Genomic DNA, 12,167 nt, shown 5'->3' with positions numbered 1-12,167 from the left:
GGTAAGAAAGTAGCGTAGTGCCGAACGCATTATGCTACTTCTTCCTTCTCAACTTACGCTCATTACCTATTACTCGAACTACTCTTGGCTTCCCCCACTCAAAAGTTTCAGCAGAACCGCGCCATCGCCGAGGGCGAAGCGGAGATGTCTTTCATCGACCACCTGGAAGCGCTGCGCTGGCACATTATCAGGTCGGCTATCGCGGTAATAGTGTTTTCGTTGATTGCCTTCTTCTCGAAGGAATTTTTGTTTCATGACCTCATCCTAGGGCCGTCGCGCAACGACTTCTGGACCTACCGCATGCTGTGCAAGCTGGGTAACCTAGTCGGCTCGCAAGACCCCTGCGAGAATCAAGTCAACTTCATCATCCAGAACCGGGAGATGAGCGGACAGCTCGCCATGCACATTAGCACGTCGTTTATGGCGGGCATCTGCATGACGTTTCCGTACCTGTTTTGGGAGCTGTGGCGGTTTGTGAAGCCTGGCTTGTATCCGCATGAGCGTAAGAATTCGCGGGGGGCTGTGTTTTTTGTGTCGGTGCTGTTCGTCCTAGGTCTCTTTTTCGGCTATTACATCGCCGCGCCGCTGAGCATCAACTTCCTGGCCTCGTACACTGTCGATTCGACCATCGAAAACCAGATTGACTTGCAGAGCTACCTAAGCACGCTCACTACCATGACGCTCTCATGCGCCTTCGTGTTTGAGCTGCCCATGATAGTCTTCTTCCTAGCTAAGGCAGGCCTCGTTACGCCCGAGCTGATGATACTCTACCGCAAGCACGCCATTGTGGTCATTCTCATCATCGCAGCCATCATCACGCCGCCCGATATCTCGGCCCAGATTATCGTTACGATTCCGATTCTGCTACTCTACGAGCTTAGTATCTACATTGCCCGCGCCGTGCGCCGCGAGCGCACCGCCGAGCTAAATGCCGAGCTGGCTCGCCAGCAAGGCACCGGGGCCGCCTAGGTCCTAGCTAGCCATCAAAAAAGGGACCTGCTTCACATGGAAGCAGGTCCCTTTTTCTTTTACTCAAACGCACCATAACATATTGCTATGTCACCTAGGTACGTCTCTGACCCTAGCGGCGCTGATACACGCCCGGCTGGTTGGCTACTGCCTCGTAGCGGCCAAAAACGCCCGGCAGCAGGTAGCGTAGCGAAGGCATCAGGCCGCGCTGGTCAATGACATAGGCCGGCAGCTGGCCATCGAAGCTAGCCGCAATGCGCACCACTGCCGCGTACTCGTTGAGGTGGCCAAAGTCCTCCTCGGCCAGCGGCCAGTCGAGGTACGGCCGCGCGGCGGGATGCGAAAGGTAGGGCCGGCGGTCGGGGCCGAGTACCAGCACTGGGCCAGCGGCACCTAGGCGGCTGTAGGCGGGCGCAGGCTGAGGCGCAAAGCGGCTTTCGGCGGGCAGGCGCAGTAACCCTTGCAGACCGGGCACCAGCTCGCGGTAACGTAGGGCCCACACGCTGCCCAGCACCACCAGAAAAAGCAATTCGGGGGCCCAGCCAGCCCGGCCAGGCAGCTTTTGCCACAAAAACAACCCGAAATACGTGAGCGGCGGCAGCAGCAGCACCAGCGAACCAGGCGCCAGCCCGCGGCCCACTGCCAGCACTGCCAGGGCTACTAACAGCCATACCAGCATCAACTGCCGAAACTTAGCTTGAAACACCAGCCCTAGGGCGGTGCTGCCCGTACGCACTAGCGCTAGCAGCAGCAGCACGGCCGGGCCCACCAACAACGGCAACGCCACGGCGGGCGGCAAACCATCAACGCTGGCCACGCTAAAGTTTAGTCCACGTTTAAGGTGTAGTTGCATGAAGCTTGGCAGCGCTCCCACGTACAAAAACACTGTGGCTACCAGCGCATAAGGCGACAAAAATCCACACACCAGCAGCAAGGCGCTCCGAAAAGAATTGGCGGCGAAAATAAGCACCGCAAATAGCCCTAGAGCCACAAACAGCCCCAGCGGCAGGTAACACAGCGCCGCCAGTCCAATCAAGAACCCCGCCCGAAACAGGCGCCGGTTGTCGTAGCCCTCGCGCGAGGTGGGCAACAAGGCACTGAGTGCGAAGATGATAAAGGTATGCCCGATGAGCAGTGGCGATAGCTCATCGAGCTGCGTGCTAAGGCTGCCCACCACTAGATAGGTAAGCGCCGCCAGGTAGCCACGCTCGGGGTGCACGTCGGCCCGGTTCAGCACGTTGTTGAGGCGCAGGGCTTGAATGAGCAGGATGGCCAGCGCCCCGGCCCGGTACAGCAGCACGGGGCGGTTCCAGGCTAGCTCTAGGGCGCCGGCGGCGGCGGCGGCCAGCGGGGCAGTGCTATCGTAGAGGTCGCGGTAGGGCCAGGCACCGGCCCCTACGCCCTCGCCCAGCAGCAGCAGGCGCAGCTCGGCGGCCGACACGGGCAGGCCCAGCCACAGCAGCGGCAGCCGCAGGGCCAGCACCAGCACGAGCAGCACGAGCAATTGGGCCGGGAGGGTGCTTTTAAAAAAACGCAGCATTCGTTACTAGTGCTTGGGGCCTGGTGCTTGGTGCCTAGGCTAGCCAAGTAAGGTGCAAAGGTCGTTTTAGGGAATCCAAATTCGATACTGTACCCTAGGTGGCCCAGCGGCCGCAGGCAGGTTTTGGACACTAACAGCCAAGCACCAAGCACCAACCCCTAACGAAGAGTACCTTTGCAGCTTTAGTATGGAAAGCAAACGACAACAAAAAATGGCCAGCTTGCTGCAGCAGGAGCTGGCCCAAGTGCTGCAGCGCGACCTGCCGCACCTGTTTGGCGGTGGGCTGGTGCCCAGCATTAGCGCCGTGCACGTGACGCCCGACCTAGCCGTGGCCCGCGTGTACTTGAGCCTACTTCTCGGCAACGACGCTGCCGAGCGTATCGAAACCATTCGCGAGAACACCAAAGAAATTCGACACGCCCTAGGTAAGCGCATTCGCAACCAGGCTCGCGTAGTGCCCGAGCTCACTTTCTTCCACGACGACAGCGCCGCCTACGCCGCCCACATGGACCAGGTGCTGAGCAAGCTCGACATTCCGCCCGCTCCGCCCGAAGACGAGGACGACTCGGATACTACCGACGAACGGCCGCGTTTATTTCGGTAAGGGCGGCCTGTAGCCGCCCGTTTGCTAGTTCGTTTTATAGCCATTTCACCCCGGGCGCGTGCGACGCGCCCCTCCTATGTATTACGACCCGATTAAGCGCAGCCTCGGTAATGTGTTCAACCGCTCGCCGTGGCTGCGGCGCTTGTTTTATAATCTGCTCGACCTCTTGCTACTGCGCACTTGGCACGTGCACCGCGAGCTGCGCCAGTGGGCTAAGGGCCGCACCCGCGAGCCACTCGACATCCTGGATGCTGGCGCGGGCTATGGTCAGTACACCTACTGGCTCAGTGGCCTTAGCAACTTATGGCGCATCTTGGCCGTGGATGTGAAAGAAGAGCAGGTGCAGGACTCCAACAACTTTTTTCGGGCCATTGGCCGCCCACAGGTGCAGTTTGCGGTGCAGGACTTGGTGCTATATCAAGAGCCCAACTCATTTGACCTAGCGCTGTCGGTCGATGTAATGGAGCATATTCTGGAAGATGTGGAGGTGTTTCGCAACATCCACGCCTCGCTTAAGGATGGCGGTATGCTACTCATTTCGACCCCGAGCGACCAGGGTGGCTCTGACGTGCACGCTGACTCCGAAACTAGCTTTATCGAGGAGCACGTGCGCGATGGCTACAACATCCACGAGATTCAGCAGAAGCTGCGCACCGCTGGCTTCGAGCGCATCGAGGCCCGCTACAGCTACGGCGAGCCCGGCCAGATTTCGTGGCGCCTGAGCATGAAGTATCCCATTTTGATGCTGGGCAAGTCGCGGCTTTTCTTCTTTTTCCTCCCTTTTTACTACGCGGTTACGTTTCCTTTCTGCCTGCTGCTTAACTGGCTTGATGCTAGAGGCAAGCATGACTCGGGCACGGGCCTCATCGTGAAAGCGTGGAAGTAGAGCCACAGATGTAACGGAGAAAACGAGTGCGGTGCATGCTCGCTCGTTCAGAATCAGGCTCTAGAAATCAACAGTTAATAGGAGGCAGAACCGCATAATATCCATTTTATCCGTTAAGTCAGTTAAATCTGCGGTCTCGTGAACGTTCCCTTGCTCATTGCCAAGCGCTACTTTCTTTCCAAGAAAAAGCGTAACATCATCACCATCATCTCCAATATTTCGATGGTGGGGGTGGCAGTGGGCACCATGGCGCTCATCGTGGTGCTGTCGGTGTTTAATGGCCTAGAAGACTTGGTACGCTCGCTCTACGGCAAGTCGGACCCCAACCTGGCCATTACGGCCGTGCAGGGCAAATCTTTTGAGATGACACCCGCACTGCTGGCCAAGGTGCAGAACACGCCCGGCGTGGCCCTGCTCACCGAAGTCATCGAAGACAACGCCCTGCTGCAATATCACGACCGCCAGATGGTAGTGAAAATGCGCGGCCTGTCGGAAAACTACTTCGGTCAAAGCCCCATCGACTCTAGCATCAAGGCCGGCGACCACCGCCTACGGCGCGGCGACCTCGAATATGCTCTCGTGGGTGAAGGCGTGCAACACGAGCTCAGCATCACGCTCGACAACCGCCTAGCCCCGCTCAAGCTCCTGTACCCGCGCCAGGTGCCGGGCCGCAAAACACTATCTATCAATCCCGACCAGGCCTTTAATGAAGAAAACATCCTGGCGGGTGGTATTTTTCAAATTGAGCAGCACCTCGATGATAGCTACCTCTTTGTGCCCTTGAGCTTTGCACAGCGGCTGCTCAACTATGGCAATCGCCGCACTGCGCTCTACGTGCGGGTAGGCAACAGCTTTAAGCTCGACAATGTAAAGGAAGAGTTGCGCGAGAGCCTAGGTAGTGGCTTTGTGGTACAGGACTCGGATGAGCAGCACGTTAGCTTGTTAAAAGCCATTAAGATTGAAAAGTTATTCGTCTTTATCACGTTTGCATTCATTCTGCTTATCGCCTCGCTCAACATCTTTTTCTCGCTCTCGATGCTGGTTATCGATAAGCGCAAGGACATTGCCGTGCTGCTAGCCATGGGCGCGAGCGAGCAGACGGTTCGCCGGTCGTTTTTGCTAGTAGGGGCCATCGTGGCGCTGGTAGGGGCAGTGTCGGGGCTGGTGCTGGGCGTCACAATTTGCTGGGCGCAGCAAACCTTTCACATTGTGAGCATGGGCATGGCCACCAGTATTGTGGACTCATACCCAGTAAAAATGCAAGCCGCCGACATTTTCTTTATTTGCTTGGCTATCATTGCCATTACTTTGGCCGTTTCTATACGCCCAGCGCTGAATGCAGGACGCATGGACGTGAAGGAAAACCTCTAGGCTAGTTTACTAGCCAAAACGGGCGAACACAACCTTGCTTTATTGAGTAAGCTGAGCAGATGTGCAATTTTGGCTTTGAGGGCTAACTTGCACGTTCTCGTGTTCGGCTATGACTGTTTCTACTGCGCTTCCTTTTCAACTCGTTTATTCGTTGTTTGCTCACGAATACCTAGGTCACCTGTTTTCGGCGCATGTCGTGCAACTGGGGCCCCGGGGGCAGCTCACGCTGCAACACCAAATGGTATCGAGCAAGAACGCACCCGAGTTTGCCGACGGCCTAGAAGACGACGACTACGAGCTGATTAAGCTTTGCGATGAGCTGCAGCAGGAAGCGGTAATCAAAGAATTTTGGCCGCGCAAAATCACGACGGCCGAGTTCTTTCTAAAAACCTACCACCCCGAAAAAGGCGATAAGCCTTTGCAGGAAGCCATAGCCCGCTACATCCAAACGCGGCTGGCCAAGCTGCTAACCGGGCTGCAAGAAAAGCAGGTATTCATCATGGGCCGCGACGGCGAGCCTACCTGGCGTGAGCTGAAACTGGCACCAGTTCCTGCTTCTGTTCTATTTCACTTTCGGCGCAACGAGGAAGGCACGCACTATTTCCCTACGATTCAGTACCAGAATCAAAAACTTGACTTTCAGTTTAAAAACGCCGTACTCGTGTGCCAGCAGCCAGCTTGGCTAATGGTGGACAACGTGCTCTATCACTTCCGCCACGACGTGGATGGACGCAAGCTGCTGCCGTTTCTGAACAAGAAGTTTATCGTGGTGCCGCGGGCCGTGGAGAAGAACTACTTCCAGAAGTTCGTGGCCCCACTCATGGAGTCGTTTGACGTGCACGCGCGCGGCTTCGACATTCGCACCGAGCGCTACCTAGCCCGGCCCCAGCTCACGTTTTCGGACGTGCCGCCCGCACCCGCCGCGGGCACGCCTGTGGTGCCCGTGCGCCCGCCCGGCCCACCTAGGCGTGGCCGGGTGCCGCTGCCCAAGCCCGTGGTAGTACCCGGCGCCGGCACCGATGAAGCTCCGTTGTTTTTCAACCTCACCTTTCGCTATGGCGCCTACGACCTGCCCCTGACGCCGCCGCGCCCCATGAGCGTGCAGCTGGAAGAAGACGCGGACTCGTACATTTTTCGCCGCCTGCTGCGCTCGGCTAAGGAAGAAAACGACCGCGCCGACGAACTGCGCCAGCGCGGCCTACCCCTCGACGCCGAGGGCCACGCCTCGCTGCCCAAGGCTGAGGCCTTCCGCTGGCTGCACGACAACGCGCCGGCCCTAGGTGAGCTCGGCTTTCAGGTGCAGGGCAGCGAAACGGCTAGCCAGGACTATTTCATTGGCCCTGTGCGGGTTGAGGTGGGCATCGAGGAGCGTGGTGATTGGTTTGACGTGCGCGGCACGGTGTGGTTTGGCGAGTTTGCCGTGCCGTTTATCCGGCTGCGGCCCTACATCTTGCAGCGCCGCCGCGAGTACCGGTTGCCCAACGGGCAAGTCGCGTTCATCCCTGATGAGTGGTTTACTGACTACCTAGAGCTGTTCGCCTTTGCTGAAGAAACCGAGGGCCAGCCGCTGGCCTTACGCCGGCACCACCTGTCGTTAATCAATGACTTAGAGCAGGATAACCTTGCTACCGTCACCCTCACGCGCCGCCTTGAAAAGCTGCGTGACTTTGCGGCGGTAGAAGACCGGCCGCTGCCAGTGGGCTTCCGGGGCACGCTGCGGCCCTACCAGCAGGCGGGCTACAACTGGCTGCGCTTTGTGCAAGACTACCACCTCGGCGGCTGCCTGGCCGACGACATGGGCCTGGGCAAGAGTGTACAAACGCTGGTAATGCTACTCGAGCGTCAAGAAAGCGGCGCAAGCCAGGGCGCCGCCTCGCTGCTCGTGCTACCTACTTCACTGGTTTATAACTGGATGGCGGAGGCGCGTAAGTTCACGCCTAGCCTACGCCTGCTGGTATACACCGGCACCTACCGCGACAAAAACGTGGCCCAGTTTGCCGACTACGACATCGTGCTGACCAGCTACGGTATCGTGCGGCTCGACACCGAGCTGCTGGCGAGCTACCAATTTGACTACGTGATACTAGACGAGTCACAGGCCATTAAAAACCCCTCTTCGACTACGGCACAGGCCGTGCGGCAGCTGCGAGCGCGGCACCGGCTCATCCTCACCGGCACGCCAGTTGAGAACAGCACGATGGACCTGTGGTCGCAAATGACCTTTATTAATCCCGGTCTGCTGGGCACGCAAGCGTTCTTCCGCAAGGAGTTCGTGAAGCCCATCGAGAAGAACCAGGACGAGAGCCGCACTAAGAAGCTGCACGCGCTCATCAAGCCCTTTGTGCTGCGCCGACATAAAGCCCAAGTAGCCAGCGAGCTGCCCGAGAAAACCGAGCATCTCAGCTATTGCCCCCTCACGGAGGAACAAGCGCAGTTTTACGAGGAAACCAAAAGCTTTTACCGCAATAAAATCCTCGAAAGCCTGGAGGGCCACGCGCCTACACCGGCCGGCGGCACTCAGCTACTGCTGCTGCAAGGCCTCACGCGCCTGCGCCAGATAGCCAACCACCCGCGCCTCGCCGACGACAAATACGAAGGCGAATCGGGCAAGATGCGCGAGATACTGCGGATGCTCCGCAGCGTTATTGCCGAGGGACACAAAGTACTGGTATTTAGCCAGTTTGTTCAGCACTTGGCTCTAGTACGTGCGGGCCTCGACGAGCGCCAGCTCAGCTACGCCTACCTAGACGGTCACACCCGCGACCGCCAGGCCGAAGTAGAGCGCTTTCAGCACGATAAGAACCTTAAAATCTTCCTTATCAGCCTCAAAGCGGGCGGCGTGGGCCTCAACCTTACGGCCGCCGACTATGTCTTCATCCTCGACCCCTGGTGGAACCCCGCTGTGGAAGCCCAGGCCATTGACCGCGCCCACCGCATCGGGCAGCAGCGACCCGTCTTCGTCTACAAGTTCATCAGCCAGAATACAGTAGAGGAAAAAATCCTAGCCCTGCAACGCCGCAAGCTGCAATTGGTGAGCGACTTGATAACAACCGATGAGGCCGTGATAAAGTCGCTGACGCGGGAGGATATTGAGGAATTACTAGGATAACTTTAGCCATGCTTACTTCCATCCGCATCCAAAACTTCCGCAGCATCCGCGACGCCTCGGTGAAGCTGGGGCAGGTGAATCTGTTTATTGGGCCGAACAATTCGGGGAAGTCGAATTTTTTGAAGGGAATAGAATTTTTAAATTATGCAATAGATAACGTCTTCCATCGTCATAAAGAGGCGAGAGACATTTTTGCATCAATAATAACTAGGAGCAAAGAGTTTATTCCACCTGAGATAAGAAGTATCAACTACGGTATTAATTTCGAACGCGAGGATATCGACCCAATTCATTTTGCTGTAGGACAAGGAGGAATAGTAGGGCTTCTTGACACCAACCTAAGTAAGGTTACCCAAATTCTTGCATCTAATGAAGAAATGCCAGGATTCTATCCTAAAAAAAACAGGTCAATATTAGCTCTTCGACATTATCTAAAAGATAGTTACATCTTTAAACCAGACCCAGCAAAGTTTCAAAATTCTTCCACTATAGTTTATGAATATAAAGTAGCTGCTGACGGTTCAAATTTGGTTTCTTTCATTTTCGATTTAAGCCAGAATCATAAATCAAGATTTAGGAGATTAGAGCAGGACTTATCACAATGTAATGAGGAATTAGTTTCTATTTCAACACCTGCGGACCCTAATGAGTCGGGCAGGTTCAAACTAAAGTTTTTTGACAAGAAGGAAATAGGATATTGGGCAGAGGAAGTGTCAGAGGGAGTATTATATTTCTTAGCACTTTTATGCATTATTCACCAGCCCGACCCACCGAAAATACTTTTACTAGAAGAGCCGGAGAAAGGTATTCATCCCCGCCGCATCAAAGAAGTAATAGATTTTATATTTGAACTAGCTCGACTGCGCGATATTCAAATAATCCTCACCTCACACAGCCCCTACGTAGTAGACCATTTCGCTGATATACCTGAATGCATTTCAGTATTTGACCGGGAGAATGGTGAAACGGTAATTCACAACGCTGCTGACCTCATCGCGAAAACTAATGAGGAATACGCTGCACAAGGGTTACCGCCAACCAGCTACAAAGATTCACTAGGTGAATATTGGTTGTCAGGGTTCTTAGGAGGCGTGCCGCTATGACACTGACCTATGGCTTCTTTGGAGAAGATGAAGGGCAAGCTCGGTTTCTGGAACAATACCTTTTGAAAGTGGCCGCCCTGTATCCGGTGGAGTTTCAAGCTCACGCTTGGTACAGTAAGAAGTTTAAAGGCATCAATAATAAAGGAGTCGACAAAGGATTCTGCGAAGCTTGGCTAGCTGGTTTTGGCCAAGCTCAATACCGGCTGGACTGCTTATTTATCGGCCGCGATTTAGATGCTGCTACCTCTTCAATCCGAGTTGAGCGCTTAGGCTGGTTTGCAGACCAAATTGTTGGTATTGACCGCAGCGATTGGAAAGCAAGCACAATATTTATACTACCCATGCAGTGCCTAGAGCATTGGTTACTAGCCTTGCAACGTCATGCTGATGGGAAACTTGCCAAAGACTGCCGAGGCCTAGAATCTATTGTGAATGAAGCCGTAAAGCGAGAGGTGTATGAGGAGCATCCTCGCTTACCTGCTGAGCAAACTAAGGATGAGCTAGTAGCAGAACTAGCGGCGGGATTAGATATAGCTTGGCTGGCCAATGTATCTGAAAGCTTCCGATTGTTTCATCAAGACGTAAGCAATTATCTATCTGCTCGCTTATCTATTTAGCCCGCCCTGCCTATCTATATCGCTGACGCGGGAGGATATTTGAGGAGCTGCTAGGCTAAGCTAAAATAAGAAGGCAGGCCTTTAGGGCGTTAGGAAGCGGAATAGCTCGTTTCCTAACGCCCGTTTTTTTGGCGCGTATGTTGTAAATCCGTCGCTTGTCGTTACTTGCGGCCTCAACGGTAGTTGTTACTACCAAGTAGCTGGTTTTACCTATGCACACTGCACTTACGAAAGCACTATTGATGGGCGCGCTTGGCGGCGTCTTGCTCAGTAGTTGCGGGGAAGTTGACGATACGAAAACAACGACTGACACGGCAGCCGCCCCAGCTAAGCCAGCGGCAGCCACTACCAAGGCCGACGCCGCGGCTCCCATCCAAGCCAATATTTTTCTGGAGTTATCGGGCGGCATGCGCGGCTTCATGCCCGCCAACACCACGGCTACCGAGCCCACGGCGTTTCAACAGCGCGTGAGCTTGCTGGCCTCGCGTACCAATAGCAGCCCGGCTGTGGCCGATACTAAGTTTTGGTTATCGCTGAACAAGGCACCGCAGGCTAGCACCTATGCACACTTTCGAGAGATAGTGCAGGGCGACACTCACGAGGCCGCCCTAGGTACTGAGCTGCCCACGATGCTTGAAAATATCCTGGCCCTGCCCCAGGCGGCCGACAAGGTGAACGTGGTCGTTTCCGACTTCATCTACGGCCCCAAAAACCAGGCGACCAGCGCCTTGATGAACGTCAATATCACCGACGCGCTAGCGACTGTCACGAAGAAAGGGCTGGCCGTGGCCGTGCTGGGCGAGACGTCGAAGTTTTATGGCACCTACCATCCGGCCGTGAAAACGCCGCTCAAGCAGCGGCCCCTGAAGGGCGAGACTCTGCCCTATTATATCTGGGTAATCGGGCCGCCTGCGGCCGTGGCGCGCTACGTTAATGAGGTAGTGCCGGCTACGGGCGCCACCACGCAGCAGGCGTATTTTGGGCTGACGTTCCCTAGGGTGCCCTACGCGGCGGTGCTCACGCAAGTGCCGGCCAGCAACCCACTCGCACCCGGTGGCAATGGGTCGATTTCCTACGGTGGAGCTGGCGTAAGTACGAATCTAGAGGTAAGCGACGTTAAGGAGGGTGTGGATTTCACCGTGGCCCTCGACCTGCGCCAACTGCCCGCCGCGTGGCGCGAGCCCGCCTTTCTGGCGCGCAACTTGCAAGCCCAGGTGCCCAACGGCACCGTGAAGCTGTTGCCCAATTCCATTAAGCCGACCACCAGCGTGCCCGAATTGCAAGCCTACACCCACACCCTACGCCTGCATCTCAGCGACTTCCCCAAGGCGGGCGGCCAGCTCACCCTGACGCTACCTGCCCCTGGCATTCCGGGCTGGGTAGCCCAGCGCAGCACCGAAAACGACAACCAGCCCACTGCCGAGCCGCACACCTACCGCCTCACCGAAATCATGAACGGCGTGCGCGAGGCCTTTCCGCAAACCATGCCGCCTGTCTTTACCGCCACTTTCGCCCTCTCCCAATAAAAACGCCTCCTTTCCATGCAGCAATTTTTCAATAGCCTGTACACTAGTGGCATCGGGCTTTTCTACGACCGCAAATCGCCGATGTACGGGCTGTATAAGGCCGAGATTTTCAACACCGCCGGCTTCTACACCCTGCTCACAGCGCTGGCGCTGGTAGTCGTTTTTTACTACATCTTCAATCACGCCATTCCAGCGCTTACGCACCAAGGCTTGTACAAGCCCACGCACTGGCTATTGGTGCTGCTATTAGTAGCGGGCCTAGGTGCCCTGCTGGCCTACCGCGTGAGCATAGGCGCGGGCGCAGTGCGCGACCCGTACATGCGCTACTTCATCATTACCAATACGTTGGTAGCGCCGCTGTGGTTCATCCTCTTTTCGGTGATATTGAAGTGGGGCTCGAATCACGCCCGCCGCACGCCATTTTAGGGGCCTGTAAAACGGA

10 protein-coding genes are annotated in these 12,167 nt (G+C 56.0%); 9 read left to right on the top strand and 1 reads right to left on the bottom strand.

What is annotated here, in order from left to right; translation table 11 throughout:
* The first annotated feature begins 84 nt into the window (after window positions 1-84).
* Entirely contained in the window at window positions 85-969 is an 885-nt protein-coding gene (tatC, locus tag FNT36_RS12525; protein WP_233635874.1) for a twin-arginine translocase subunit TatC, read from the top strand.
* A 112-nt stretch (window positions 970-1,081) separates the two neighbouring features.
* On the opposite strand, the gene FNT36_RS12520 is transcribed toward tatC, so the two are convergent.
* The gene (locus FNT36_RS12520) at window positions 1,082-2,509 is read right to left on the bottom strand and encodes a hypothetical protein (protein WP_144848080.1); all 1,428 of its coding nucleotides are present in this window, start codon (window positions 2,507-2,509) and stop codon (window positions 1,082-1,084) included.
* A gap of 187 nt (window positions 2,510-2,696) precedes the next feature.
* Between FNT36_RS12520 and FNT36_RS12515 the strand changes: the two genes are divergently transcribed.
* From FNT36_RS12515 to FNT36_RS12480, 8 genes are all read left to right on the top strand, one after another.
* Window positions 2,697-3,113, top strand: coding sequence for a ribosome-binding factor A (locus tag FNT36_RS12515; RefSeq protein WP_144848077.1), 417 nt, complete (start codon window positions 2,697-2,699; stop codon window positions 3,111-3,113).
* Window positions 3,114-3,189: 76 nt separating this feature from the next.
* Window positions 3,190-3,999, top strand: coding sequence for a class I SAM-dependent methyltransferase (locus FNT36_RS12510; protein WP_144848074.1), 810 nt, complete (start codon window positions 3,190-3,192; stop codon window positions 3,997-3,999).
* Between the two features lie 138 nt (window positions 4,000-4,137).
* A complete protein-coding gene (locus tag FNT36_RS12505; protein WP_144848072.1) occupies window positions 4,138-5,370 on the top strand; it encodes an ABC transporter permease in 1,233 nt (410 codons plus the stop codon).
* Window positions 5,371-5,479: 109 nt separating this feature from the next.
* Entirely contained in the window at window positions 5,480-8,479 is a 3,000-nt protein-coding gene (locus FNT36_RS12500) for a DEAD/DEAH box helicase (protein WP_144848070.1), read from the top strand.
* Window positions 8,480-8,487: 8 nt separating this feature from the next.
* Window positions 8,488-9,582, top strand: coding sequence for an AAA family ATPase (locus tag FNT36_RS12495; RefSeq protein ID WP_144848068.1), 1,095 nt, complete (start codon window positions 8,488-8,490; stop codon window positions 9,580-9,582).
* Window positions 9,579-10,199 carry a hypothetical protein gene (locus tag FNT36_RS12490; protein ID WP_144848066.1) on the top strand — a complete coding sequence of 207 codons (621 nt, stop codon included), beginning with the start codon at window positions 9,579-9,581 and terminating at the stop codon, window positions 10,197-10,199. The genes FNT36_RS12495 and FNT36_RS12490 overlap by 4 nt, the downstream gene beginning before the upstream one ends.
* A gap of 212 nt (window positions 10,200-10,411) precedes the next feature.
* Window positions 10,412-11,725 (top strand): hypothetical protein, encoded by a 1,314-nt coding sequence (locus FNT36_RS12485; RefSeq protein WP_144848064.1) that lies wholly within the window; start codon window positions 10,412-10,414, stop codon window positions 11,723-11,725.
* A gap of 15 nt (window positions 11,726-11,740) precedes the next feature.
* Entirely contained in the window at window positions 11,741-12,151 is a 411-nt protein-coding gene (locus FNT36_RS12480; protein WP_144848062.1) for a hypothetical protein, read from the top strand.
* Window positions 12,152-12,167 lie beyond the last annotated feature (16 nt).

This window comes from Hymenobacter setariae (assembly GCF_007713685.1).
Lineage (GTDB): Bacteria > Bacteroidota > Bacteroidia > Cytophagales > Hymenobacteraceae > Hymenobacter > Hymenobacter setariae.
This window is presented reverse-complemented; position numbering and strand designations above follow the sequence as displayed.